This window comes from Massilia sp. PWRC2, from assembly GCF_049896725.1.
Classification (GTDB): domain Bacteria; phylum Pseudomonadota; class Gammaproteobacteria; order Burkholderiales; family Burkholderiaceae_D; genus JAFCUW01.
The window spans coordinates 180,061-205,388 of sequence record NZ_JAFCUW010000002.1 but is presented as its reverse complement, the minus strand read 5'-3'; the positions used below and the strand labels follow the sequence as shown (position 1 = coordinate 205,388).

The window sequence follows — 25,328 nt, the reverse complement described above, 5'->3', positions numbered from 1 at the left end:
TCCGGGACCGCCCAGCTTGCCACCTGGCGGCGCAATTGTCATCAAAAAGTAAGCTGATCAAGACTGTGCAAGGTCTTATACAATGCGCGTATGAAAGTAATTTTCCTCCCGTGAATCGCTTATTTTTCCGCTTTTTTGTGCTGGTGATGCTGGCCATCACGGTGGCGACCTTTGTCGTCCACTTCGCCATTATCCGGCTGTTCGGCCATCCGCTGGAAGATCTGGCGCGCCGCCAGGCGTCGGCCGAAATTTTCCTGCTCGAGCAATACGTCGACCAGGCCGCGGACAACGAGTGGCTGGTGCGCCTGAACAAGGTGCGCGAAGTTTCGCGGGCGCGCCTGGACCTGGTGCCGCTGAGCGCGGCGCGCGCGCTGGTCGAGCCGCACGCGCTGCCAGCGCTTGAGCGGGGCGAACTGGTGCTCGACGCAGCCAGCCGCAGCTTTTTGCGGCGCGTCGATCTGACGGGCGAGCGCTACGTCGGCAGCGCCGATGATGTGTTGTATGCGCAAAACCTGCCGATCGACGTCACCCTGGCGCTGAAGATGGAGGTGCTGCGCTACATCATCGTGGCATTGGTGCTGCTGGGACCGATCGCCTGGTGGTCGCGTTCGCACTGGCGCGGCTTGCAGGCGCTGTCGAATGTGGCGGACCGCTTCGGCGCCGGCGACCTGTCGGCCCGTTCCGACTGCCCGCCCAGTGCCTCGATTTACCCCTTGAGTGAACGCATCAACGACATGGCCGGCCGCATCGAGACACTGGTGGCCAACCAGGACCACCTGCTGCACTCGGTGTCGCACGAATTGCGCACGCCCATCGCGCGGCTGGCGTTTGCCATGGAATTACTGCGTGACAAAGCGGCCGACGCCCAGCTCGGCCCCCGCTTCGACGCCATGGAGGCCGACCTGGCCGAACTCGATGGGCTGGTCAGCGAACTGCTGGGGATGGCGCAGCTGGGCCAGGCGGGCGCCCTGCGCAGTGCGCCGCTGGCGCTGCGCGAGCTGCTCGGGCAATGCGTGGGCCAGCTCGACTTTCCCTGCACCCTGGAGTTGCCCGCTGCGGACGTCGAGCTGCACGGTGACCAGCGCCTGCTGGCGCGCGCCATCGGCAATGTGCTGCGCAATGCCAGCAAGTATGCGCACGCAATGATCGAAGTGCGGGCGCGCCTCAACGAGGGCGGCGTCGAGATCACCATCGACGATGACGGCCCCGGCATCCCGTTTGACCAACGCGAGCAGATTTTCGAGCCGTTTTACCGCCTCGACCGCAGCCGCGACCGCGCCACCGGAGGCTTCGGCCTGGGACTGGCGATCGCCCGCAAGGCTTTGCTGCTGCATGGCGGTACCATCGAGGCGGCGGCGGCGGCGCTGGGTGGCGCCCGCTTTGTGATCACCCTGCCGCTGACTGCGCCGGCGCCGCTATTACCATCGCCACTGCCATTGCCATTGCCATTGCCATTGCCGGCAAAATAAGGCGCAAAAAAGCCGCTTGGGCAAGCGGCTGTAATTAAGCCAGTAACTAAGACAGTAACTAAGACAGTAACTAAGACAGTAACTAAGACAGTAACGGCGGCCTTACTTGAGGGCCGTCTGCCTTACATGAGTCATGCCGTACCACAGGTGTTCCCACCAGTGATCGCGTGAGCGTACCATCACCAGGCATTTTTGATCGATCTCGGCCTTGAACAGGCGATCGGCGCACTGCCCCGTGGCCAGCGCATTGCGCTGGTTTTCGGCATTGACCAGGGCGATCGCCAGCCAGATGACCAGGCCGCCAAACAGCACGGCCAGGGTCCAGCCCACGTGATTGACGTAGCTGTGCTCGAACAGATCTTCAGCCACCGGCATCGAGCCGTCGTACATTTTCAGAAGCTTGGCTTCTTTGTCGTTCATTTGGTCGCAGCCACTTTCTTGACCAGGTTGTCGAGCACCTCGATGGTCGCTTTCGACAGCGCCGCTTCGTTCATGCCCTTGTTACCGCCATCGACCACCGATGGCGAGGTCATCAGGCGGCCGTCGATGATCAGGGTCGGCACCGATTCGATCCTGTAAGCGGTCATAGTCGCTTGCAGGCGTTTTAGCTTGGTCATCACACCGAAGGAATTCCATGCATCGGCAAATTTTACCTTGTCGATGCCGTTCTTGACGGCCCAATCGCGCGCGATGTCGTCGTTACCGAGGTTGACACGTTCAACGTGCATGGCCTTGAAGGCCTTCGGATGGAATTCTTCCAGCTTGCCCAGCGCTTCGAGCGTCAGGTACAGGTGCGCTTCCGGATCGGCAGCACCGCGGTACGGCATGTGGACACGCTTGAAAGTCACCTTGTCACCGTTCTTTTTGACCCACTCGGCGAGGAATGGTTCCAGTACATAGCAATGCGGGCAGTGGTACATAAAAAATTCAATCACTTCGACTTTTTTGCCCACCACCTGGGCCGGTTGCGGGCTGGCCAGCTGGACATAATCGACGCCCAGTTTCGGGTCGGCCGGCGAGGCGAACGCGGTGGCAGCAACGAGGCCGAGGGCCGCAAAGGAAAGACGCAGGAGACGCAGGGAACGCATGGAAATCCTTATGAATGAGATCAATGAACGACGCGAGATTACCACTTTTTCGCCCATCGCTTGCAGCAGAGGCGGGTATTTTGCATTTGCTTACGCAATTACGGCCGCCGCTGGCGCGCCAGCGCGATGTTCTCGCACAGTTGCGCCGTCCCCAGCGCCAGCCGCGGCCCCGGTCGCGTGAGCAGCACGCCGTCGATGCGAAACAGGTTGGCGCGGCGCACCGCCAGCAGGCGCTGGTACGGCTGCCACATGGCGATGCCGCGGTCGTCGGCGTCGCGCTGGACGCCGCCGATGATCACTTCCGGGTCCTGCTGCAGCACCGCTTCGATGCCCACCGAGGGCGCCGTCACTGGCAGGGCGCCAAACACGTTGCGCGCACCGCAGGTGGCAAAAGCGTCGCTGATGATGTGGGCATCGCTGAGGGTATAAATCGGCTTGTCCCACACCTGGTAAAACACCCGCACCGGCGCGCGCCCCGCATAGCGCGCCTTCAGTTGCGCGATGCTGGCACGAAAGCGCCCTGCTTCGCGGGCCGCCTGCGGCGCCGTGCCCAGCAAGGCGCCCAGCCGCTCGATGCTGGTGGCCACTTGCTCGAACGTGCGCGGCTCGCTGAAAAACAGCGGAATGCCCAGCTGCTTGAGCTGCTCGATCTGGCGCGCCGTATTGCCGCTTTGCCAGACCACCAGCAGGTCCGGCTTCAGGGCGATCAGCCGTTCAAGGTCGATCTGGGTGTCGCTGCCCACCAGCGGTACGGTGCGCGCCGCCGCTGGATAGTCGCTGTAGTTCATCGCCCCCACCACCTGGCTGCCACCGCCGGCGGCAAACAGCAGTTCGGTGATATGGGGCGCCAGGGCGATCACGCGGCGCGCCGGCGTCGCCACCGTCACGCGCAGGCCGGCGTCGTCGATGACGCTGACGCCGGCAGCAGCAGGGGCGCTAGCGGCCAGCGCCAGCGCCGCACCAAGCGCCAGCAACTGCCGTTTAAAAATCATAGCGCGCCGACAGCTTGAGCTGACGGCCGTTTTCCGGATAGATGCCGGCGCCGCAACTAAACGCATTGCTATAAAAATGCTTGTCGGCGAGATTGCTGCCGGCCAGGGCGAATTCCCACTGGCGGACCCGCTGCGCCACCCGGCCATCGAAGCTGCTGTGCGAAGCGATCTGCACCGCGCAGCTGTTGGCAAAATCGCTGCCGAAGCGCTGGCGATCGACCCACTGCACGCCCAGATCGGCCAGCAGGCGCGCGCTTGGCGACCAGCTCAGGCGCGCGTTGACGATATTTTTGGGCACCAGGGTGAGCGTGCGGCCGCTGTTGACGCCGTTCGTAAACGTGGCCGTCAGGTGCTGGGCATGGGCAGCGACGCTCCAGTCGGCGGCCAGACTGAGCTGGCCATCGAGTTCGATGCCGCGCCGTTCGGTAGGGTCGAGGTTGGTATTCGCACCGGCAAAGCCGTTGACCAAGATGGTGGGGTCATAATAAATCTCGTTGACCAGGCGGTGACGGAACAGGCGGGCGCCGAACTGGGTGCCCGATGCCGTACCGGCCCGCGCTGCGCTGGCCGACCACAGCGCCCCCAGTTCGAGATCGTGCGACGTTTGCGGCTGCAGCACCGCACTCGACGAACGGTAGCTGTTGTCGTCGGCATTCGGCAGGCGGTAACTCTGGCCGGCCTTGGCGTGCAATGTGAGCGACGGCAGCACGGCGTAACTGCCCTGCAGGTCCCAGGCATTGAGCGCTTGCGAGGCCTTGTCGGCCAGCGGCGGAAAGGCCAGGGCATCGACCGTATCCTTGTCGAACACTTCGTGACGCACGCCGGCGGCGAGGCGTCCGGCAGCAGCGGCGCCGAAGCGCACTTCGTCGCGCGCGTACACGGCTTTGGAGCGCTGGCGCGCTTCGGCGCTGGAAAAATCCGACGCCGTGGTGCGCTGCCAGCGCAGCAGATCGACGCCGACGATCAATTCATTGTCCAGCGGCGCCACAGCGCTGCCCCACTGCGAGCGCTGGCGCAGGCGCGGCGAAAACTGCGTCTGCCGGCTGTCGTAGCGGGCGTCCGACACCGACGGACCGAAGCCGAAGTCAGCAACGTAATGCGAGCGCACGGTTTTTTCGCGGTGCGACAGCTCGGCGGCCAGGTCGATGCTGCCGAAGCGCTGTTCGACGAAGGCGCTGACGCGGTCGCTGTCGAGCGAGCCGAAGTCGTCACGGGTCAGGCTCTGGCCGGCATCGGCATCGAACTGCGCTTGCGTGAGCGAGCCGGGAAAGCGCGAATGCTGGCGCGCGCTGTCGACACGCACGCCGACGCGGCCGTCAGCCAGTGCCATCTGCGCGCCGCCGCTAAAGGCGCTGCCCTGGAAGCGGCTGTTGACGCGGCTGTTGTCGGTGCCCTGGCGGTCGATGGCGGCATCGACGGCGACGCCGCCAAAGGCGGTGGCCACCGAGGCGCGTGCATCGTAGGCGTGCAGGGTGCCCACTTCTGCGCTGAGCGAAGCGTGGGTGGTGCCCCGTTTGGTGGCGCCCTTGGTGATGATCTGGATGACGCCGGCGGTGGCGCCATCGCCATACAGCACGCTGCTGCCGCCGCGGACGATCTCGATGCGCTCGACGGTGTCGATGGGGATGGTCGAGAGCACCGGGTTGGCTTGCTCGTTCTCCGACAGGCGCACGCCGTCGACCAGCACCACCATGTTTTGCGCGCTGTTGCTGCCAAAGCCGCGCAGGTCGAGCGAAAAATCGGGACTGGCGTCGAGGCTCTGGCGGCCGAACACGCCAGCGACCTTGCGGATGGCCTGGTTGACGTCGGTGGCGCCGGCGCGGCGGATATCGTCCTCGGTGATGACGGTGGCGCCAATCGGCGCAGCGGCGAGCGGGCTGGCAAAGCGCGAGCCGGTCACCAGCACGGTGGGCAGGTCGCTGGCGACGCTGGCAACGCTGGCAACGCTGGCAACGCTGGCAACGTTCAGGCTCTGGGCCAGCACGGGGGCGGCGCAGATGCTGGCGACGATGGCGGCAATGGTGGTAACAGTCGTAACGGTGGGAACGGTAACGTTAGCGCGGGCGAACGGGCAAAGCGCGCGGGCGCGCGTGGCGGTGGTCAACATCATGGTGATCGGTCTTTGAAATGAAGTCTCCAGCCATGCGTCCCCGCAAGCCGGATTCAATGGAAGCGCAATCGCGCCTCCCCCTGTTTGGCCGGTATCCGGGCTCACCAGCATCACCGCCTCACCTTCCCACGCATACGCGCGGTGGTGTTCGAGGCGGCTGCCGGTCGACAAAAACGTCGGCCGGCGCTGGTTGACCGTTGCGGGGGCAGCACACGTGAAGCCAGGGCGCGCAGCGCCAGGGCCTGGTGTTTCCCGTTTAACTGCCGGCGAGATCTCGCCGGCGGGCACCAAAACATTGCCATTATAGATGCAAAGGCCCGTCAGAAAGCTTGCCATCGCAGTGGCGCGACGAACAGGTGCAGTTGGCTGCTGGGGTCGTTGACGGTGCCGGCAATCTGCTGGGCACTGCGGTGAACAATTCTTTGGGGGGTCCGGCAGCGGTGCGCCGCTGCAACGCCATGCTGGCAACTGCCCTTGAATTTTGCCGTAACAGGCGCATAATAGTACTAATTAGTACCAATTAAAAATGTTTTCAGTCAGCTGTCGCTGCTGCCCTTTTCCTCTCTGGAGTTCGCCATGTCTGTCATTTTGCCCACTTATTTTGTTTCGCACGGCGGCGGTCCATGGCCGTTCATGAAAGAGCAAGTGGGCAGCCTCTACGATGCGCTGGAGGCGTCGCTGGTCGACATGCCGCGCCAGCTGGGGCAGCGGCCGAAGGCGGTGCTGGTGGTGACGAGTCACTGGGAAGAAGCCGGTTTCAAGGTATCGTCCAGCGCCGCCCCGGGGATGATCTACGATTACGGCGGTTTTCCACCGCACACTTATCAAATCCGTTATCCGGCGCCGGGCCATCCGGCGCTGGCGCGGCGGGTGGCCGAGCTCGCCGCTGGCGCCGGCCATGAGGTCACTCAGGATGAACAGCGCGGCTTCGACCACGGCACTTTTTCCATGCTCTATCCCGTCTATCCGGACGCCGACATGCCGGTGGTACAGCTGTCGATCAAGCATGGCTATGATCCGGAAACCCATCTGGCGCTGGGCCGCGCGCTGGCGCCCCTGCGCGCGGAGGGCATCTTGATCATCGGCAGCGGGCTGTCGTTTCACAACCTGCGCCAGTTTGGCCCGGCCGGCCAGCTGGCCTCGCAACAGTTCGATGGCTGGCTGCAGCATGCCCTGCTCGACCTGCCGCCCGCGCAGCGCAGCGCGGCGCTGCGGCACTGGAGCGAAGCGCCAGCGGCGCGCCAGGCCCATCCGCGCGAAGACCACCTGGTACCGCTGTTCGTCGCGCTCGGCGCCGCCGAGCAGGAAATGGCGGCCTGCGTCTATCACGAAGAGGCGTTTTTTGGCAACCTGGCAGTGTCGAGCTTCCGCTTTGGGGCGGCGGCAGACTGAATTATTTCAGCAGACTAAGCGCCCCGGTTAAGCGCCGCGGTTTAAAGCGGCGCGGTTTTCAAGCGCCCCGTTTTCCGCGCGCGGCATTCGCCGCTTTTTCGGCGGCCATGGCCGCCGCCTTGGCCGCCTTTTCCGCCATCGCGCTCGCGTGCAGCGCCAGCTCGGTGGCGCGGGTGGCCGGCGTTTCCAGGCTGATCCGCCCCAAGGTGCCGGTACGGTAGTCTTGCAAGAAAGTGTGCGCCGCCTTTTCAAAATCGAGGTCGCCACCCTTTTGTCGATAGCCACGGCGCGCCGCCACCGCTTCGATGACGCCGATGCCGTCGAGCCCCTCGGTAGCAAAGCCATAGCGAGCGCTCAGCAGGTGCGGATAGCGTGCCAGCAGCACTTCGGCCAGGAACACCGCCACTTCGTCTTCGATCAGGGCGTTCGAGCCGACCGCGTGACTGGCGGCGAGCATCAGGCCGTCGCTGGCCAGGGCAATTTTTGGCCACAGCATGCCGGGCGTATCGACCAGGATGATGTTTTTGCCCAGATAAAGCTTTTGCTGGATCTTGGTGACAGCCGGCTCATCGCCCACCTTGGCCACCTTCTTTTTTAACAATGCATTCATCAAGGTCGACTTGCCGACGTTGGGAATGCCCATGATCATGATACGCAGCGGCTTGGTGGGCACGCCCCGGTGCGGTGCCAGCGACAGGCACAGGGCGGGAATGCGGGCGACGTCGGCCGGCTTTTTGGTCGTCATAGGATAGGCGGTGACGCCTTCCTGGGCGTCGTAATAGGCGCTCCAGGCGGCGGTGGCGTCAGGATCGGCCAGATCGACCTTGTTAAGAATTTTCAGGCAGGGGCGTTGGCGGAACAGGCGCAATTCTTCCACCATGGGATTGCAGCTAGCTTCCGGCAGGCGGGCATCGAGCACTTCGATCACCAGGTCGGTGTTCTCCATCTGTTCGGCCGCCTTCTTGCGGGCGGCGTTCATGTGGCCTGGGTACCATTGAATCGACATGCTGTGCTTTCACTCTTGGACAATCCCCCTATTTTACGTGGTCGCCACCGCCGCCATGACTTTCAGCTGCAACGAGGCGATGCCAGCGGCCCTGCAGAGGCTTGATCGGACGCAAATTATTCCCCACCAGAAAGGCCAAGCATGGCGTTTTCGATGCCAAGGACCGCCGATGACAGCCCTCAAACACATGGAAACCCTGTTCGGCATCGCTGCCATCGCCGCCCTGCTGGTCGCTGCCCTGCCCCGGCATGAGGCGCGGGCAGCGGCGCGCGCCCGGCCCGCCGCCCCGGCCCAGCTCCATGCGGCGCCGACGACGGCGGCCGAGGTCGTCATCAAAGGCAAACGCTTGAGCGCACGCGAACGCCGCCGTGCCGCGCTGGCCAGCCTGATGGCGCTGGCGTCGGGCTGATTCAAGGGAGCTACCCCTTGGTGGCGCCGAACGGCAGGCCGGCGACAAAATGCTTGTGCATCAGGAAGAACATCAGCACCGATGGCAGCGCCGCCAGGATGGCGCGGGCCGAGACCAGGTTCCGGGACGTCGTCCACAGCCCGTTCAAGCGGGCCACGCCCACCGTGACGGGCGCTGCCGAATCGCCCTGGGTCAGCACCAGCGCCCAGAAATAATCGTTCCACACGAAGGTAAACACCGGGATGCCCAGCGCCGCCAGCGCCGGCCGGATCAGCGGCAGGACCACCCGGGTGAACACGGTCCATTCGCCGGCGCCCTCGATACGCGCCGCTTCGATCAATTTGAACGGCAGCTGCTTGATAAAGATACACAGCAAGAGCGTGCAAAAACCCGTCTGGAACCCCGTGTGGAACAGCACCGGTGCGCCTACCGTGTTGAACACGCCGAAGTCGAGCGACAATTGGCGCACCGGGGTCATGACGATTTGCACCGGCACAAAATTGCAGGCAACGAAGGTGGCGAGCCACAGCAGATTGCCGCGCAAGCTATCGGTCGACAGCGCGAAACCGGCCATCGGTACCAGTACGATGGCGCCGGTGCGCGTGGCCTCGCAGCCATGTCTGCTGCAGCACGCGTCCACCGGCAAATCCCGCGCCGGCAGCTGACAGGTGAGCGGCAAATATCAGCGCCGACGCAGGTGCGCCAAGGTAGCCCGAGGCACCCTGGAGCGCTCGCTACAGCGCACTCGCCTCGACATCGGCGCGCATCGGCGCGGCGATCCCCTGCCAGTTTTTCTGCAAATAATGGGTGTAGCGCTCGCCATCGTCGCGCAGCACCACCGCGTGATAACTCCACTTCGGCACGCCGCCCTCGTTGACCTGTTCACCGAGGGTCAGGTCGCGACAGAACCAGTCACCGGGATTGCAGTAAGCGCCGCCAGACGACCCCGAAACGCCCCCGGAACTGTGATAGGCCACCACCTCGTCATCCTGGCCCGGCAACAGAAAAGAGTAGAGGGTGCCACGCGCGCCCGCATACATATAGAACATGACGCCGCCCGTGCTGTTGTGGTTGTACATCGCGCGCACGGTGGCGGTGCGCAGGTCGCGCGCCAGCGCTTCGCCCAGGGCCCAGGCGCCGACGTCAGCCAGTTCAGTACCGCCGCCGGCGCCAGCGGCCACCCGTATCCACTTGATGTTCCAGCCGCTTTGGGTAGGTGCGCCGCCGCCGGCTGGCGCACACACTCCTGCCGCATTGGCGACGGCCGTGGTGACGGGGCGCTGGGAGCTGCCGTAGTGGGCCAGGTTGTAGCCGACGATGGGGTCGCCTGCGCTGTAGGCGGCGATATAGCACCAGTTGCTGCCCGTGCAAAAACAGTCGAGGGCATTGCGCACGATGCCGCTCTGTTCGGCGATGCTGCCGGCGCCGTCCCAGTTGACGGCTTGTTTGTTGACGCCCGCGTTGACGGCGGCCGGCCCCCAGTAGCTGAAGTCCTGATAGTTGCCCGGCACCCCGCCGGCGCCGCGGCCATTGACCCACAGGGTGTAATTGGCGGCCGAGGCGCACAGCGGCAGCGCGCCCAGCATGAGCAAAAAAAACAGACCAACCCGCAATAGCGTCGTGTTCATGGCTGCCTCCCGTATCCTGATGCACGGTTGGAGTGCGGCGGCAGGGGAGAAGTTCGGGCTCGCTCAGCAGCGTTTGTGCTTAATCAAGCTGCGCCAGCGCCTTCACGTGGGCCACCACGCTGCGGCCCAGCGCCGACAGGTTGTAGCCCCCTTCCAGACAGCTGACGATGCGGCCCTGGCAGTGTTCGGCCGCCACCGCCATCATTTGCCGTGTCATCCACGCGTAATCGGCCTCGACCAGCGCCATTTCGCCCAGATCGTCTTCGCGGTGGGCATCGAAGCCGGCTGAAATGAAAATCATTTCGGGACGGAACGCGTGCAGCGCCGGCAGCCAGTGCTCGGTGACGATCTGGCGCACGGCGTCACCGCCGCTGCGCGCCGGCAGCGGCATATTGACGGCGGTGGCGCTCTCCGGCTGCGGCTCGCTGTAGGGATAAAACGGATGCTGGTAAAAACTGGCCATCAGCACGCGCGCATCGTCATGGAATGATTCGGCCGTGCCGTTGCCGTGGTGGACATCGAAGTCGACGATGGCGACCCGCTTGAGGCCATGGCCATCAAGCGCCTGCAGCGCCGCCAGCGCCACATTGTTCAACAGGCAAAACCCCATGGCGTTACCGGGACGCGCGTGGTGTCCGGGCGGCCGGATGGCGCAAAAGGCATTGTCGATGTCGCCCGCCAGCACCGCATCGGTGGCCGCCATGGCACAGCCGGCGGCGCGCAGCGCGGCCTGGTAGCTGTGGGCATTGAGGATGGTATCGCCATCGATCGAATAATAATCGCCGACTGCCGGCAAGTTGTCGCGAATGGCGGCGACGGCGGCCAGCGTGTGGTTGCGCAGCACCGCCGGCAGTTCGGCCAACGGTCCTTCGCGACGCTCCAGCAAGCCGTCCAGACGGGCGCGAATCAATTGATCTTCGATGGCTTGCAGGCGTCCCGGGCATTCGGGGTGCCAGTCGCCCATTTCATGGCGCAGGCAATCGGGATGGCTGTAGATGGCTGTACTCATAAAGTAATATATATGTCCTGGTGCCATGCTTTTTTCAGACTACCGGCAACAGTTCTCTTATAGAATCTTGCGGATGACGGTCAGACGGGCACAAAGCTGCGTCGGTGCGCTAATCTACCATGCCGGTGACGCTGCCGGCGCACCGCGGTGCGGCCGCCAGCGGCCGACCGCGGGGGGCAGTGGCCCGTCGTTCCGTTGAAACAATTGAATAAAGGCGGCAATGTTCAAGAAAATGCACGCGGTGGCCCAGCAAGTGGGCCAGATTATTGTTGGCAAGGATTTGCAGGTGCGCCAGGCCCTGACCTGCCTGCTCGCTGGCGGCCACCTGCTGGTCGAAGATGTGCCCGGGGTCGGCAAGACCACCCTGGCGCACGCACTGGCCATTTCACTGGGCATGCAATTTAACCGGGTGCAGTTCACCAGCGACCTGCTGCCTGCCGACATTGCCGGCATCGCCGTGTATGAGCGCGACAGCAATGCCTTCGTGTTTCACCCGGGGCCGATTTTCACCCAGGTGTTGCTGGCCGATGAAATCAACCGCGCCACCCCCAAAACCCAGTCCGGGCTGCTCGAAGCGATGGAAGAGCGCCAGATCAGCGCCGATGGCGTCACGCGCGCGCTGCCGACCCCATTTTTCGTCATCGCCACGCAAAATCCGTCGCACCAGGTGGGCGTGTTTCCGCTGCCGGAATCGCAGCTTGACCGTTTTCTGATGTGCCTGTCACTCGGTTATCCGGACGCCGCCGCCGAACGCGCGCTGCTGATGGGCGACGACCGCCGCGCCATGCTGCGCGCGCTGCCGGCGGCCATGCAGCCGGCCGAATTGCTGGCAGCGCAGCAGGCGCTGGGCAGCATCCATGCGTCGGCCGCGCTGATCGATTACGTGCAGGCGCTGGCGCACGCGTCGCGCCACGACGGCCTGTTCGCCGAAGGGCTGTCGCCGCGCGCTGCCATCGCCCTGCTGCGGGCCGCGCGCGCCTGGGCGGCGCTGGAAGGGCGCGACCACGTGGTGCCGGAAGATGTGCAGGCGGTACTGGTGCCGGTCTGCGCGCACCGCCTGCGCCCGCTCAAGTCGGCGCACGGGGTGGCCATGGCCAGCCGCGACCTGGTGCTGCAGTTGCAGCAATCCGTGCCCGTTTAAATGAGCGTGCGCGGCCCCGATCTCCCCGAGCGGCGCGCCGGCCATGCGCCGCGGCCCAGCGGCGTTGGCGGCCGCCTCAAGCAGCGCCTGCGCAAGTTGCTGTTTCCCGAGCTGGGCGCTGAAGCGGGAGAAGTGCTGCTGCACCGCCGCCGCGTGTACATTCTGCCCACCAAGGCCGGCCTGGGGTTTTGCGCGTTGGTGCTGGTGCTGCTGGTGGGTGCCACCAATTACAACCTGGGCCTGGGCTTTGGCCTGGCCTTCCTGCTGATCTCGTGCGGCATCGTCGACATGCTGCTTACTTACCGCAACCTGGCCAACCTGCACCTGCGGCCGGGCCGCGTTGGCGCCGTCTTCGCCGGCGCCGAAGCGCGCTTTGAACTGCACGTGATCAACCGCAGCGGGCTCGATCGTTACGCCATCGGCGTCGATTTTGCCGGTGCCGGCCCGCGCTATCTGACCGATGCGCCGACCGCTGCCGATGCGCTGCTCGAACTGGCGTGCGCCAGCAGCCGGCGCGGCTGGCTGCCGGCGCCACAGGTGCGGCTGGTATCACGTTTCCCGCTGGGCCTGTTTCGGGCCTGGGGCTACTGGCAGCCAGCCATGCGCGCACTGGTCTATCCGTTCCCCGAAAGCGAGGCGCCGCCGCTGCCACTGGCCGGCGCCGCAGCGGACGATGGCCGCGGCAGCGGCGGCCAGGACGACTTTGGCGGCATCCGCAATTACCAGGCGGGCGACTCGATGCGCAGCCTGGCCTGGCGCCAGATCGCCCGGCTCGACCTCGAGCATGGCGGCCAGCTGGTGACCAAGCACTTTGAAGGAGGCGGCACCGACGAACTGGTACTCGACTTCGCCACCCTGCCAGCCAGCCTGTCGGTTGAAGCGCGCCTGTCGCGGCTGACGCGCTGGGTGCTGATGGCCGAACAGCGCGGCCAGCCTTACGGCTTCCGGCTGGGCAGCGTGCAGCTGCCGCCGGCCGCCGGCGCCGCCCACCAGGCCGAATGCCTGAAGGCGCTGGCGCTGTACGGCAACAGGACAACGCCATGACGGCGCGCGCACCGCTGGCAGCCCTGCGCCAGCGCCTGGCCCTGTTCGTCAAGCGGCTGCCGCGCGACAAGTCCGACACCCTGCTGCTGCTGGCCGGCGCCTTGCTGGTGCTGGCGCCGCACGCGCTGCACCTGCCCTTGTGGATCACCGCGCTGTCGCTGGCCACCATGGGCTGGCGCATGGCGATCACCGTGCGTGGCACGCGGCTGCCGCCGGCAATTCTGCTGGTGCCGCTGGCCAGCGCCGCGGTCGGCGGCATCTGGCTCACTTACCAGACCGTGCTGGGACGCGATGCCGGCGTCGCCATGCTGGTGCTGCTGGTGGCATTCAAGATGCTGGAGATGCGTGCGCGGCGCGATCTGTTCGTGGTGATCTACCTGTGCTTTTTTCTGCTGCTGACGACGTTTTTTTATGCACAGGGTATCGGCACGGCACTGTTGATGATGGCGGCGATCATCACCCTGTTCACCGCCCAGCTATCGTTTCAGTTTACCGGCACGCCACCGCCGCTGCGCCGCCGCCTGTGGCTGTCGGCCCGCCTGGTACTGCTGGCCACGCCGCTGGCGGTACTGCTGTTTGTGGTGTTCCCGCGCTTGCAGGGGCCCTTATGGGGCATGCCCGAAGACGGAAACGCCGGTCGCACCGGCATGTCCAACAGCATGGCACCCGGTAATCTGGCGAAGCTGGCGCAGTCGGACGAAGTGGCGTTTAGGGTACGCTTTTTCGATCCACTGCCGGCGCCGCAGCTGCTGTACTGGCGCGGCGTGGTGCTGGCCGATTTCGACGGCCGCACCTGGACCCAGGCCAGTGCGGCGCCGGCGGCATCGTTGTCATCGTCGTCGTCATCGCTGAACGACGCCGGCGCCGTCAGCGCGATCAAGCGCAGCTGGCAAGGCGCCGCCGTGCGTCAGCAAATCACCCTCGAGCCGAGCGGCCAGCGCTGGCTGTTCGCGCTCGATCTGGCCGCCGCCGCCCCCACCCTGCGCGACGCGGCCAGCGCGCAGAGCGAGGCGCAGGAACTGTCCTCGCTCGACGCCATTAACCAGCGCATCCGCTATGACGCCATCTCTTATCCCCAGTACCGTCTGCAGGCCGAGGACGCGCTGACCGACGCTGCGCGCTGGCTGCGCCTGCCCGCAGGCAGCAACCCGCGCGCGCTGGCCGCCGCCCGCATCCTGCAGGCGCAAGTCGAAGCGCCCATGCGCGTGCAGGCCGTGCTTGCCATGTTTCGCCAGGGTGATTTTTTCTACACGCTCGAGCCGCCACAGTTAGGCCGCGACAGCGTCGACGACTTCCTGTTCCGCACCCGCAGCGGCTTTTGCGAGCACTATGCGAGCGCCTTCGTGTTTCTGATGCGCGCCGCCGGTGTGCCGGCGCGCGTGGTGACCGGCTACCAGGGCGGCGAAGTCAATCCGGTCGACGGCTTCATGACGGTGCGCCAGTCCGATGCCCATGCGTGGGCCGAAGTGTGGCTGGCCGGGAGCGGCTGGGTGCGGGTCGATCCAACGGCGGCGGTGGCACCGAGCCGGGTGCTCAGCGGCGCCAGTCGTCGCGCCGGCAGCGCGCCGCCGTTCGGCCTGGCGGCGCTGGACGGCTTGATGGACTTCGCGGCCGACCGTGACTCGCTGCTGGGCCGGCTGCGCTTTCAGGTGGCGGCGCTGAGCAACGGCTGGAATCAGTGGGTGCTCAACTACACGCCGGAGCGCCAGCGCAGCGCCATCGAGGCGCTCAGCGCCGCCGTCACCGATCCGCGTAGCTGGGCTGCGCTGGCCACAGCGGCAGCGCTGGCGGCGCCGCTGCACGCGCGCCGCGTGCGCCGGCGGGGCGATCCGGTCGATGCGCTATACTCGGCTCTGTGCCTGCAACTGGCGCGCCACGGCGTCACCCGCGCCAGCGATGAAGGTCCGCTGGCCTATGGCCGCCGCGTCGACGCCGCCGCCCTCACCCGCGCGCGCAGGCAGGCTGCCCAGGCGTTTCTGGGACTCTACACTGCGTATAAATACGGCGCCCCGCCAGCGCCCCCCAGGCTGATCGCCACCCTCAAACATCTGCTGACCAAACTCCGATGACCGTGTTGCCGTCCCTGCCATTACAACAGCCCTATCCACGCGCACTTGTTTCCACCGTTTCCCTGACCCTCGCTGTTGCCATGCTGGCAACGACGATCGCTGCGCGTCCTGCGCAGGCGGCCGCCGATCCGACCCATCCGAAAGCAGTGGCGGCGCTGCGTGCCGCCGCCAGCAAGGCCAGGCTCAACGCCAAGACCACCGCCAAACCGGCCAGCAAAGTGACAGCCAGAGCGGCCGCGCGCGCCAGCGATGTCGAAGGCGAGCCGGTCAATTTCCGTGGCTGGCAGGCGGTGGCTGACTTCGAAGCCGACATGGTCAAACATTACAACTTCGAGCCGGCCGCCCTGAAAGCGGTGATGGAGCAAGTCAATTACATCGATTCGGCCGTGCAGCTGGTCAAACCCGGCCCGCCGGGCAAGCCGAAAAACTGGCAAGCATACCGGCAGCGCTTTGTCGAACCGGTGCGGATCAATGCCGGTGTGGAGTTCTGGAACCGCCATGCCGACGCCCTGGCGCGCGCGCAAGCCGAATACGGGGTGCCGGCGGAAATCATCGTCGCCATTATCGGCGTTGAAACAGTGTATGGCCGCAACACCGGGCGGTTTCGGGTGCTGGACGTCCTCACCACGCTGGCGTTTGCCTACCCCGATGCGCCCAACCGTCTGGCCCGCCAGGCTTTCTTTCGGGGTGAGCTGGAAAATACCCTGCTGCTGGCGCGCAAGTCGAATATCGACCCGTTCAGCTTGATAGGCTCGTTTGCCGGCGCCGTCGGCCTGCCCCAGTTCATGCCGGGCAGCATACTGGCATATGGCGTCGATTTCGATGCCGACGGCAGCATCGATCTGCGCGGCTCCGCCGTCGATGCCATCGGCAGCGTCGCCAACTTCCTGGTACAACACGGCTGGCGGCCCGCCGGCGACCAGCGTGCCGTGGTCGCGGCCCAGCTATCGGCCACGCGGGCGTGGGAGGGCATGCTCAGCCAGGGCTTGCAAGCGAGCTATAGCGCCGAACAGTTGCGGGCGGCAGGGGTCACGAGCGCCGAGAACTTGCCTCCAGATACGAAATTCGGGCTGATCGACCTACAAAATGGCGCGGAAGCAACAGAATATTGGCTAGCTACAGATAATTTTTATGCTATTACTCAATATAATCGTAGCTACTTCTATGCGATGTCGGTGCTCGATTTGGGGCGGACGATCCGCCTGGCACGCGCTGAACTGGGCTTGCGATAGAGGAATCTTTGTAATTAACTGTAACGTAATAATGAGGTAAAGCAGCATTTTTTTAACAATTTCGCGAGCATACTCCCCCCCTGTATCTTTGCCGATATAGCAAACTCAACAATGAAATTCGGGCTTGCCAAGATGATACTCCCCGGAATGTTGCAATAATGCCACAAAAGTTTTCATTCGTGCGGCCAATAATCGGCAATTGCCCTATGCTTAACTTTACACATAAAACAATTCCCAAGCCGCGTAAATGTGAGAGAATTGCATTGTAGCTACGTTGCATAGCGACAACAAAAAATTTACACATTGCGCGTAAAATTTTATTGCTGTCAGGTATTACATTGGAAAGTCTTGTACAATTGTGTATATATTTTCCAAAGTGTTCTCGGAAACCATTGCACTCGAAATCAATTTACGTGGTTGTAGCAGCGCGAACGCCGAGTCTATGAACCTGTGGCACAACTCAAATAGGAATGATCGAAAATGACAAACCAAGTCGGCATTGACATGAACAGTGATTCGGATTCAGACGATCTGTTGCAATACAACCCTAACCGGTTGCTTGACACGCTGATCGAAAATCTGCGCCTGAAAAACGATGCAGCCCTGTCGCGCGCGCTGGAAGTGGCTCCGCCAGTTATCTCCAAAATCCGCCACCACCGCTTGCCGGTCGGCGCTTCGCTGCTCATTCGCATGCATGAAGTAAGCGACCTGTCGATCCGTGACCTGCGTTATCTGATGGGTGACCGTCGTAACAAGTTCCGCATCAGCGACAAGCAGTTCAAGCCTAAAGAAGGCGAACCGCAGGCGTGATCGTAAGAGCCGGTCAGGTACCGGCAAGGCCAGCCCAACCGTCCGCTGCGCCTGAGATGAAAAATAATGCCGACCTCCCGCGAACGGGACGTCGGCATTATTTTTGCCGTTCTGCGTCCCGCTCAGGCGGGAAATACGCCGGTCGACAGGTAGCGGTCGCCGCGGTCGCAGACGATAAACACGATCGTTGCGTTTTCCACCGTTTGCGATACCCGCAAGGCAATCTCGCAGGCGCCCGCGGCCGAGATACCGCAGAAAATCCCCTCTTCGGCCGCCATGCGGCGCGCCATGTGCTCGGCCTGGGCCTGGCTGACGCTTTCGATCTGGTCGACCCTGGCCTTGTCGAAAATTTTCGGCAAGTAGGCTTCTGGCCATTTGCGGATGCCGGGAATCGACGAGCCTTCTTCCGGCTGGGCGCCGACGATGCGCACGCTCTCGTTTTGCTCTTTGAGGTACTGCGAGACGCCCATGATGGTGCCGGTGGTGCCCATGGCGCTGATGAAATGGGTGACGCGCCCGCCCGTATCACGCCAGATTTCCGGGCCGGTGGTGTCGTAATGCGCGCGAGGGTTGTCGGCGTTGCCGAACTGGTCGAGGATGATGCCCTTGCCCTCGCGCTGCATCTGTTCAGCCATGTCGCGCGCATATTCCATGCCGCCCGTTTTCGGCGTCAGCACGATCTGGGCGCCGTAGGCGGCCATGCTCTGGCGGCGTTCGATCGATAGATTGTCGGGCATCAACAGCACCATCTTGTAGCCGCGGATGGCCGCCACCATGGCCAGCGCAATGCCGGTGTTGCCACTGGTCGCTTCGATCAGGGTATCGCCCGGCTTGATGTCGCCCCGTTCCTCGGCGCGCACCAGCATCGACAGCGCCGCCCGGTCCTTGACGGAACCGGCGGGATTGTCGCCTTCCATCTTGCCTAAAATAATGTTGTTGCGAGCTGCCGCATCGGCACCCGGCAGGCGCACCAGTTGCACCAGCGGCGTGTTGCCAATCGTATCTTGGATGGTCTTGTAAGACATGAGTCTCTCTGGCTATTCGGTCAAGCTGCCATTGTATGCCGCCGCGCATGTTCGCGTGCGTGCGCGTGCGGGACGCCGATGTGCGGTGCCTTAAAGCGTGAAACCGGCACCAGGGTGCCGGCACCATCTTGCGCAAATTTGCTAGTTTTTGCGCTGTGGCCTTACTCTACCGGCGGTGCTTATTTGGCGGTTGCCGCTTTCTTGGCGTCAGCCTTCGGGGCGGCCGCCACCGTAGTGCCATCGAGCGGCTTGCCGCCCACCGTCAGGCCGGCCGTCGACAGCCGCCTGGCGTTTTTTTCGCCCACACCCTGCACCCGTTTTTCGAAATCGGCCCAATCCTTGAAGGCCCCGCCCTTGCCCCGTTCGTCGAGAATCGATTTGGCCATTTTTGGCCCGATTCCCTTGATGCCATCGAGGGCGGCGGCGTCTGCCTTGTTGACATCGACCTGCGCCAGGGCACAGCCCATGCTGGCCACCAGCGCTGCCAGGGCCATCGCTACTTGCTTGATCATCGTGCGTCTCCGTTGTGGGTTCACGAGCGGCACATGCCGCCCGCGTCCAACAACGGCGCCGTCAGCGCCAGCGTTGACGGCGCACTGTTGACCTCACTTAAGGGGATCAGGCGCCGGCGCCGAACAATTCTGCGCGCGTCACCGTGGCGGTGCCGAGTTTGCCGACGACGATGCCACCGGCGCGATTGGCGGCGATCAGGGCGTCGGCCATCGGCATGCCGGCACCCAGCATGGCGGCCATGGTGGCGATCACCGTGTCGCCGGCGCCGGAGACGTCGAACACTTCGCGGGCGGCGGCGTGCATGTGCAGGATGTCGCTGGCGGTGTAGAGGCTCATGCCTTCTTCCGAGCGCGTCAGCAGCAGCGCATCGAGACCGAGTTCGAGGCGCAGCGCCTGCGCCTTGTCAGTGAGCTGCTGCTCGCTGCTCCAGCTGCCGACGATGCGCTTGAGCTCGGCCTTGTTGGGGGTCAGGATGGTGGCACCGGCATAGCGCGAAAAATCATCGCCCTTGGGGTCGACCATGACGATCTTGCCAGCGGCGCGTGCGCTCCTGACCATGTCGGCAACGTTGACCAGGCTGCCCTTGTTGTAGTCGGACAGGATGATGACGTCGTACTCGGGCAGCTTGCTGTTAAACGCCGTCAGCTTGTCGCGCAACACGGTGTCGGTGGGGGCGTCCTCGAAGTCGATGCGCAGCAGTTGCTGCTGGCGGCCGATCACGCGCAGCTTGATGATGGTGGAGATGGCGCTGTCGCGCTGCAGGTAGCTGTGGATGCTGGAGGCGGCCAGCAGGGCGGCGACCTGTTCGCCTGCCTCGTCGGCGCCGACCACGCCCAACAAGCCGACCTGGGCGCCCAGCGAGGCGACGTTGCGGGCGACGTTGGCGGCGCCACCGAGGCGCTCCTCGCGCTTTTCCACGCGCACGATGGGCACCGGCGCTTCCGGCGAAATGCGGTTGACTTCACCGAACCAGTAGCGGTCGAGCATGACGTCGCCTACTACCAGGATGCGCACGGCCGACAGGTCGGGCGCCGCCATCTGCGGATGACTGTCGGGCGTGAGCAGGCGGCTCGATGCCGATGCAGATGCAGATGCAGATGCAGATGCAGATGCAGATGCAAAATTTTCCATCGAAGCCTCCTAGCGACGGGTCAGCACCGAGCGGCCGATGCCGTGGTATTCGAAACCCGCTTCGGCCATCTGCGCCGGTTCGAACAGGTTGCGGCCATCGAATACCAGCGCCCTTTTCAGGCGCGCCTTGACGGCGTCGAAGTCGGGACTGCGGAAGGCCTTCCATTCGGTGACGATGACCAGCGCGTCGGCCTCTAACAGCGCGTCCATCGGCGTGGCGGCAAAGCGCAGGCGCGCAAACTGGTCGGCGTCGAGATCGAGTTCGAGCACGCGGCGCGCTTCGGCCATCGCCACCGGGTCAAACGCGGCGACGCTGGCGCCGCGTTCGAGCAGCTGGCGCAGCAGCACCCGCGCCGGCGCTTCGCGCATGTCGTCGGTATTTGGCTTGAAGGCCAGGCCCCAGACGGCGAAGTGGCGACCGCGCAGATCCTCGCCGAAGCTGGCCACCACCTTCTGGCCCAGCACCTGTTTCTGGCGGTCGTTGACCGCTTCGACGGCGCGCAGGATCAGCAGGTCCTGCTCGTAACTGCGGGCGGTGCGCTCGAGTGCCTGCACATCTTTCGGAAAACACGAGCCGCCGTAACCGGCACCGGCATACAAAAAGCTGTGGCCGATGCGCGGATCGGAGCCGATCCCGTGGCGTACCGCCTCGATGTCGACGCCGACGCGGTCGGCCAGATTGGCCAGTTCGTTCATGAAGGAGATGCGGGTGGCCAGCATGGCGTTGGCGGCGTACTTGGTAAATTCGGCCGAACGCACATCCATCCAGTAGGTGCGTTCATGGTTGCGGTTAAACGGCGCATACAGTTTTTTCATCAGCGCGCGCGCGCGCAGGCCGGCGCTGTCGCTGTCGTGGCCGATGACGATGCGGTCGGGCCGCATAAAATCTTCGACCGCCGCGCCTTCCTTGAGAAACTCGGGATTCGACACCACCGAGAAGGTCGCCCCGCTGCCGGCGGCGATGGTTTCATTGAGCGCGGCGCGCACCCGTTCGCCCGTCCCCACCGGCACCGTCGACTTGTCGATGATGACCTTAAAACCCGTCATGTGGCGGCCGATGCTGCGCGCCGCCGCCAGCACATACTGCAGGTCGGCCGAGCCATCTTCGTCGGGCGGCGTGCCGACCGCGATGAACTGCAGGTCGCCGTGCGCCACCGAGGCGGCGACGTCGGTGGAAAACTGCAGGCGGCCGGCGGCGCGGTTGCGCGCCACCACTTCGGCCAGGCCCGGTTCATGAATGGGGATACCACCGCTGTTGAGCATGGCGATCTTCGCGCCATCGACGTCGAGGCAAAACACATCGTTGCCCAGTTCGGCCAGGCAGGCGCCGGTCACCAGGCCCACATAGCCGGTGCCAATAATCGTAATTTTCATGTCGGGGTCTTCAACTTTTTATCAGTTCATTACATTGAGTTCTTCGGTGCGGCGCGGCGGGTACGTCTCCCAGCGGCTGCAGCCCGGGCACTGCCAGTAAAACTGGCGGGCCTTGAAGCCGCAGTGGCTGCACTGGTAGCGCGCCAGCTTTTGGGTATAGCCGTGCACCAGGTTCTTCACCATCGATAACTCTTCCCAGATTTCGGGCGGCGCGTCCATCAGGCGCGCTTCGAGCAGTTTGTCGAGCCCCAGCAGGGTCGGCGTGCGGCGCAGTTCTTCGACCACCACGCGCTTGGCGGCATCGACCCCATCGAGCTCGATGACGGCCTTGAACACCACTTCGATCAGGTCGATCGACGACGCCTCGGCCAGGTACACGCGCAGCAGGTTGACACCTTCCTGCGGCCGTCCTACTTTACGGTAGCCATCCATCAGGCGCGCCGCCACCAGCGCCACGTGCGGCACGCTTTGCTGTTCGACGCGCCGCCAGGTCAGCAGCGCCCCTTCGACGTCATCCTGAGCCAGCTGGGCGTCACCGAGCAGCATGGTGGCGCGCACGTTCTTGCGGTCCGTTTGCAGGGCCTGGTCGAGCAATGCGATCGCTTGCGGCACCTGCATCTGCACCAGCGCATCCTGCGCCAGCTCGCAGTAGAACTGGGCGATTTCTTTTTGACGGGCGCCAGCGCCCGATTCCTGCAGGCCGACCGCAGCGTCGATGGCGCGGCGCCATTCTTTTTCGCGCTGAAAAATCTCCAGCAGGGCGCGCCGCGCCTGCACCGCGTAAGCGCCGTCGAGCAGCAAATTGAAGGTTTCTTCGGCGCGGTCGAGCAGGCCCGCCTTCAGGTAATCCATGCCCAGTTCGTAGCGCGCGTGCTGCTGCTGCTCGAGCGGCAGGTCAGGGCGCGAGAGCAGGTTCTGGTGGACGCGGATGGCGCGCTCGATTTCGCCGCGGCGGCGAAACAGGTTACCGAGGGCGAAGTGCATGTCGGCCGTTTCCGGATCGAGCTTGACGATGTCGATGAAGGCATCGATGGCCTTGTCATGCTGGTCGGCCAGCAGAAAATTGAGGCCCTTGAAATACGCCGTCGGCAGGCTGCGCGATTCGGCGAGCAGCTGCTTGATGTCGACGCGGGCAGCGATCCAGCCGAGGGTGAAAAAAAAGGGGATGCCAAGCAGCCACCAGAGTTCAAATTCCATGGATTGTTTTTATTTTAATGTTGATCGGGCGGGCGGCAGCTTAGCGGCCACTCCCCACGCTGTCCGGCTGTGGGGCGCCGGCAACGCTCTGGGCGTTTTGCAGGGCCTGCAGGGCGTCTTCCTGGCGCGTACGCTCGCGCCGGTGACGGAACACCGTCGGCGTCACCGCGAGGATGCCGAGGGCCGCGCCAGCGATAAAGAAGGCCAGCAGCATCAGCACCAGCGGGCCACGCAGTTCGTAGTGGAGAAAGAAGTGCAGATCGACTTCCTGGGTGTTTTTCAGGGCGAAGCCGAAAAACAGCACAAACAGGATCAATCCGGCGAGGGTGGAGACGAATTTCATCGGCCAGGTCCTGTTGGTATCTAAATGCGAAGTGTCTCACATTGGGGGGATTTATTCAAAGTGCCGGGTGCTGGCGTTGTCGGAGTTTGAGAATGGGGACAGGGGACTGGCGTCGAAGGTGCCTGTCCCCTGTACGCTTCACACAACAAAAAAACGGCGCCGAGGGCGCCGTTTTTGTCTGCAGACCAGCCAGAGGACTTAATCTTCGATGATCGGCTGGCCGACCATCGCATCGACACGCTCGCGCAACTGCTTGCCCGGCTTGAAGTGGGGGACCCGTTTTTCCGGGACCATCACCTTGTCGCCCGACTTCGGATTGCGGCCGATGCGCGGTGGACGGCTGTTCAATGCAAAACTGCCGAAACCGCGGATCTCGATGCGCTGACCAGTTGATAAGGCATTGGTCATGGCATCGAGAATGGTCTTGACGGCGTACTCCGCATCTTTCGCCACCAGCTGAGAGTAACGCTCAGCGAGGCGGTTGATCAACTCGGACTTGGTCATCTGACGTGTTTCCGGCTATTAGTTCTTGTTATCGAACTTGGCCTTCAACAGTGCGCCCAGGCTGGTGGTGCCCGAAGCTGCATTGTTGTCGGAGGTGGCGGCCATTTTCTGCATCGCTTCCTGGGTCTCGACATTGTCTTTCGCTTTGATCGACAGCTGGATGCTGCGCGCTTTGCGATCGATGTTGATGACCAGTGCTTCGACCGAATCGCCCACTTTAAGGTGGGTGCCGGCGTCTTCCACGCGGTCACGCGAGATTTCGGATGCGCGCAGATAGCCTTCGACTTCTTCCGACAGACCGATCACAGCGCCCTTAGGCTCGACCGATTTAACGGTACCGGTGACCAGCGAACCTTTGTCGTTCATCGCGGCGAAGTTGTTGAACGGGTCGCCTTCGAGCTGCTTGACGCCCAGCGAAACACGCTCGCGCTCGACATCGATGGCCAGCACGATGGCTTCGAGTTCGTCACCCTTCTTGAAGCGACGCACGGCTTCTTCGCCGGTTTCGGTCCACGACAGGTCGGACAGGTGCACCAGGCCGTCGATATTGCCAGCCAGGCCGATGAACACGCCGAAGTCGGTGATCGACTTGATGGCGCCGCGGACTTTGTCACCCTTCTTGTGGGTCACGCCGAAGTCATCCCACGGATTTGCTTTGCACTGTTTCATGCCCAGCGAAATACGGCGACGCTCTTCATCGATTTCCAGGACCATCACTTCAACTTCATCGCCCAGCTGGACGACTTTGTTAGGGGCGACGTTCTTGTTGGTCCAGTCCATTTCCGACACGTGGACCAGGCCTTCGATACCCTGCTCGACTTCGACGAATGCGCCGTAGTCGGTGAGGTTGGTGACTTTACCGAACAGGCGGGTGCCTTGCGGGTAACGACGGGACAGACCGGTCCAAGGATCGTCGCCGAGCTGCTTGACACCCAGCGAGACGCGGTTCTTTTCTTGATCGTATTTCAGGACCTTGGCAGTGATTTCCTGGCCAACCGTCAGCACTTCCGACGGGTGACGCACGCGACGCCATGCCAGATCGGTGATGTGCAACAGGCCATCGATGCCGCCCAGATCGACGAAGGCGCCGTAGTCGGTGATGTTCTTGACGATACCGGTAACGACGGTGCCTTCTTTGAGCGTTTCCATCAGCTTCTGACGCTCTTCGCCCATCGATGCTTCGATGACGGCACGACGCGACAGCACGACGTTGTTACGCTTGCGATCGAGCTTGATGACCTTGAATTCCAGGGTCTTGCCTTCGAACGGGGTGGTGTCCTTGACTGGACGGGTGTCGACCAGCGAACCGGGCAGGAACGCGCGGATGCCGTTGGTCAGAACGGTCAGACCGCCCTTGACTTTGCCATTGACGGTACCGATGACGATTTCGCCCGATTCCATGGCTTTTTCCAGCGCCAGCCACGACGCCAGGCGCTTGGCCTTGTCGCGCGACAGGATGGTGTCGCCGAAACCGTTTTCCAGCGATTCAATCGCTACGGAAACGAAATCGCCGACTTGAACTTCCAGTTCACCCTGGTCGTTCTTGAATTCTTCGATGGGAATAAAAGCTTCGGACTTGAGGCCGGCGTTGACGATCACGAAATTGTGGTCGAGGCGCACGACTTCAGCGGAAATAACTTCGCCGGAGCGCATATCTTGACGCGACAACGATTCCTCGAAGAGCGCTGCAAAACTTTCCATACCGGTTGCTTCAGTTGTTGCTGTTGACATAGTTTGTACACGAGTTAGCCAGCAGAGTTCGCAGGAGGCGACTTAAACTGGGTTGAGGTTGAACCACGCCTGCCGACGACACCATTGCCGCGGCGGGCACCACGCTATTGC

23 protein-coding genes, 1 pseudogene and 1 riboswitch are annotated in these 25,328 nt (G+C 63.6%); of the genes and pseudogenes, 8 read left to right on the top strand and 16 right to left on the bottom strand.

The window, feature by feature from the left end; all coding sequences use genetic code 11:
• Positions 1-110: 110 nt before the first annotated feature.
• Entirely contained in the window at positions 111-1,469 is a 1,359-nt protein-coding gene (locus ACP7BZ_RS05670; RefSeq protein ID WP_426110924.1) for an ATP-binding protein, read from the top strand.
• 102 nt (positions 1,470-1,571) lie between these two features.
• Here ACP7BZ_RS05670 and ACP7BZ_RS05665 read toward each other — a convergent pair whose 3' ends face one another.
• From ACP7BZ_RS05665 to ACP7BZ_RS05650, 4 genes are all read right to left on the bottom strand, one after another.
• Positions 1,572-1,889, bottom strand: a complete 318-nt coding sequence (locus ACP7BZ_RS05665) for a hypothetical protein (RefSeq protein WP_426110922.1) — start codon at positions 1,887-1,889, stop codon at positions 1,572-1,574.
• Positions 1,886-2,557, bottom strand: coding sequence for a thiol:disulfide interchange protein DsbA/DsbL (locus tag ACP7BZ_RS05660; protein WP_426110920.1), 672 nt, complete (start codon positions 2,555-2,557; stop codon positions 1,886-1,888). Before ACP7BZ_RS05660 ends, ACP7BZ_RS05665 begins: the two co-directional genes overlap by 4 nt.
• 98 nt (positions 2,558-2,655) lie before the next feature.
• The gene (locus ACP7BZ_RS05655; RefSeq protein WP_426110918.1) at positions 2,656-3,549 is read right to left on the bottom strand and encodes a cobalamin-binding protein; all 894 of its coding nucleotides are present in this window, start codon (positions 3,547-3,549) and stop codon (positions 2,656-2,658) included.
• Complete coding sequence (locus ACP7BZ_RS05650) at positions 3,539-5,659, bottom strand: TonB-dependent receptor (protein ID WP_426110916.1); 2,121 nt, start codon at positions 5,657-5,659, stop codon at positions 3,539-3,541. The genes ACP7BZ_RS05655 and ACP7BZ_RS05650 overlap by 11 nt, the downstream gene beginning before the upstream one ends.
• A 69-nt stretch (positions 5,660-5,728) precedes the next feature.
• Positions 5,729-5,966: riboswitch (cobalamin riboswitch) on the bottom strand.
• Between the two features lie 269 nt (positions 5,967-6,235).
• Between ACP7BZ_RS05650 and ACP7BZ_RS05645 the strand changes: the two genes are divergently transcribed.
• Positions 6,236-7,051, top strand: a complete 816-nt coding sequence (locus ACP7BZ_RS05645) for a DODA-type extradiol aromatic ring-opening family dioxygenase (RefSeq protein ID WP_426110914.1) — start codon at positions 6,236-6,238, stop codon at positions 7,049-7,051.
• Between the two features lie 58 nt (positions 7,052-7,109).
• On the opposite strand, the gene ylqF is transcribed toward ACP7BZ_RS05645, so the two are convergent.
• Positions 7,110-8,030 (bottom strand): ribosome biogenesis GTPase YlqF, encoded by a 921-nt coding sequence (ylqF, locus tag ACP7BZ_RS05640; RefSeq protein ID WP_426111668.1) that lies wholly within the window; start codon positions 8,028-8,030, stop codon positions 7,110-7,112.
• A 196-nt stretch (positions 8,031-8,226) separates the two neighbouring features.
• Here ylqF and ACP7BZ_RS05635 point away from each other — a divergent pair, with 196 nt between their 5' ends.
• Positions 8,227-8,466, top strand: coding sequence for a hypothetical protein (locus tag ACP7BZ_RS05635; protein ID WP_426110912.1), 240 nt, complete (start codon positions 8,227-8,229; stop codon positions 8,464-8,466).
• A gap of 10 nt (positions 8,467-8,476) precedes the next feature.
• Here ACP7BZ_RS05635 and ACP7BZ_RS05630 read toward each other — a convergent pair.
• From ACP7BZ_RS05630 to ACP7BZ_RS05620, 3 genes and pseudogenes are all read right to left on the bottom strand, one after another.
• Positions 8,477-9,061, bottom strand: a pseudogene (locus tag ACP7BZ_RS05630) (carbohydrate ABC transporter permease); the annotation flags it as partial.
• A gap of 139 nt (positions 9,062-9,200) precedes the next feature.
• On the bottom strand, positions 9,201-10,094 hold the full coding sequence (locus tag ACP7BZ_RS05625) for a hypothetical protein (protein ID WP_426110910.1): 894 nt from the start codon (positions 10,092-10,094) through the stop codon (positions 9,201-9,203).
• Between the two features lie 79 nt (positions 10,095-10,173).
• A complete protein-coding gene (locus tag ACP7BZ_RS05620; protein WP_426110908.1) occupies positions 10,174-11,103 on the bottom strand; it encodes a histone deacetylase family protein in 930 nt (309 codons plus the stop codon).
• A gap of 220 nt (positions 11,104-11,323) precedes the next feature.
• On the opposite strand from ACP7BZ_RS05620, the gene ACP7BZ_RS05615 reads away from it, so the two are divergent.
• From ACP7BZ_RS05615 to ACP7BZ_RS05595, 5 genes are all read left to right on the top strand, one after another.
• Complete coding sequence (locus ACP7BZ_RS05615) at positions 11,324-12,244, top strand: AAA family ATPase (protein WP_426110906.1); 921 nt, start codon at positions 11,324-11,326, stop codon at positions 12,242-12,244.
• On the top strand, positions 12,245-13,288 hold the full coding sequence (locus ACP7BZ_RS05610) for a DUF58 domain-containing protein (RefSeq protein WP_426110904.1): 1,044 nt from the start codon (positions 12,245-12,247) through the stop codon (positions 13,286-13,288). It begins immediately after the preceding gene.
• On the top strand, positions 13,285-15,357 hold the full coding sequence (locus ACP7BZ_RS05605; protein WP_426110902.1) for a transglutaminaseTgpA domain-containing protein: 2,073 nt from the start codon (positions 13,285-13,287) through the stop codon (positions 15,355-15,357). Before ACP7BZ_RS05610 ends, ACP7BZ_RS05605 begins: the two co-directional genes overlap by 4 nt.
• The gene (gene mltB, locus ACP7BZ_RS05600) at positions 15,354-16,589 is read left to right on the top strand and encodes a lytic murein transglycosylase B (RefSeq protein WP_426110900.1); all 1,236 of its coding nucleotides are present in this window, start codon (positions 15,354-15,356) and stop codon (positions 16,587-16,589) included. Before ACP7BZ_RS05605 ends, mltB begins: the two co-directional genes overlap by 4 nt.
• Positions 16,590-17,093: 504 nt before the next feature.
• The gene (locus tag ACP7BZ_RS05595; protein WP_229413917.1) at positions 17,094-17,399 is read left to right on the top strand and encodes a hypothetical protein; all 306 of its coding nucleotides are present in this window, start codon (positions 17,094-17,096) and stop codon (positions 17,397-17,399) included.
• Between the two features lie 122 nt (positions 17,400-17,521).
• On the opposite strand, the gene cysM is transcribed toward ACP7BZ_RS05595, so the two are convergent.
• From cysM to rpsA, 8 genes are all read right to left on the bottom strand, one after another.
• The gene (gene cysM, locus ACP7BZ_RS05590; RefSeq protein ID WP_426110897.1) at positions 17,522-18,424 is read right to left on the bottom strand and encodes a cysteine synthase CysM; all 903 of its coding nucleotides are present in this window, start codon (positions 18,422-18,424) and stop codon (positions 17,522-17,524) included.
• 179 nt (positions 18,425-18,603) lie between these two features.
• On the bottom strand, positions 18,604-18,936 hold the full coding sequence (locus ACP7BZ_RS05585; RefSeq protein WP_426110895.1) for a ComEA family DNA-binding protein: 333 nt from the start codon (positions 18,934-18,936) through the stop codon (positions 18,604-18,606).
• Between the two features lie 106 nt (positions 18,937-19,042).
• Entirely contained in the window at positions 19,043-19,975 is a 933-nt protein-coding gene (gene rfaE1 / locus ACP7BZ_RS05580; RefSeq protein ID WP_426111666.1) for a D-glycero-beta-D-manno-heptose-7-phosphate kinase, read from the bottom strand.
• 102 nt (positions 19,976-20,077) lie between these two features.
• Complete coding sequence (locus tag ACP7BZ_RS05575; RefSeq protein WP_426110893.1) at positions 20,078-21,442, bottom strand: UDP-glucose dehydrogenase family protein; 1,365 nt, start codon at positions 21,440-21,442, stop codon at positions 20,078-20,080.
• Positions 21,443-21,463: 21 nt separating this feature from the next.
• Positions 21,464-22,639, bottom strand: coding sequence for a lipopolysaccharide assembly protein LapB (gene lapB / locus ACP7BZ_RS05570; RefSeq protein ID WP_426110891.1), 1,176 nt, complete (start codon positions 22,637-22,639; stop codon positions 21,464-21,466).
• A 40-nt stretch (positions 22,640-22,679) separates the two neighbouring features.
• Positions 22,680-22,982, bottom strand: a complete 303-nt coding sequence (locus tag ACP7BZ_RS05565; protein WP_426110889.1) for a LapA family protein — start codon at positions 22,980-22,982, stop codon at positions 22,680-22,682.
• A 198-nt stretch (positions 22,983-23,180) separates the two neighbouring features.
• Entirely contained in the window at positions 23,181-23,486 is a 306-nt protein-coding gene (locus ACP7BZ_RS05560) for an integration host factor subunit beta (RefSeq protein ID WP_072787195.1), read from the bottom strand.
• Positions 23,487-23,504: 18 nt separating this feature from the next.
• Positions 23,505-25,217 carry a 30S ribosomal protein S1 gene (gene rpsA / locus ACP7BZ_RS05555; RefSeq protein WP_426110886.1) on the bottom strand — a complete coding sequence of 571 codons (1,713 nt, stop codon included), beginning with the start codon at positions 25,215-25,217 and terminating at the stop codon, positions 23,505-23,507.
• Positions 25,218-25,328: the final 111 nt, after the last annotated feature.